The organism is Paraburkholderia sp. LEh10 (genome assembly GCF_017814945.1).
Classification (GTDB): Bacteria; Pseudomonadota; Gammaproteobacteria; order Burkholderiales; family Burkholderiaceae; genus Paraburkholderia.
In genome coordinates this window covers 1-363 of record NZ_JAGIPX010000265.1, presented here as the reverse complement: position 1 = coordinate 363, position 363 = coordinate 1, and the positions used below count along the sequence as shown (strand labels likewise).

Annotated in this window: 1 pseudogene; it reads right to left on the bottom strand. The window is 67.8% G+C overall.

The features are described 5' to 3' along the window. Positions 1–220 (bottom strand): annotated as a pseudogene (locus J8I87_RS44265) (mammalian cell entry protein); the annotation flags it as partial. Positions 221–363: the final 143 nt, after the last annotated feature.

The window sequence follows — 363 nt, the reverse complement described above, 5'->3', positions numbered from 1 at the left end:
CGTCCTTGAACTTGATCTTCGTTTTGCCCGCTTCGAGGCCTTCGCCCGTCTTGAAGCTGATCGTGATGGTCGGGCCTCGCGACAGCACGGCCTGCGCGGCGAGCCAGATGCCGATCAGCACCGCGACGATGGGCACGATCCAGATCCACTGGATGCGCCAGCGCTTGCGCGGCGCGGCGCCGGCATCGGGTAGCTCAGGTAGCTCGGGAGGGCGGCTCATTGCGGTTGCCTCTCGTTGGCGGAGGGTGCATTCACCGCGGCGAGCGCGTCGAAGCGCGCATGCGGCGGCACGGCCCTCGCCACACGCCCCAGATAGTTCGAAGCCGTCTCGCTCATTTGACGTCCTGCGGCGGCGCATCCCCG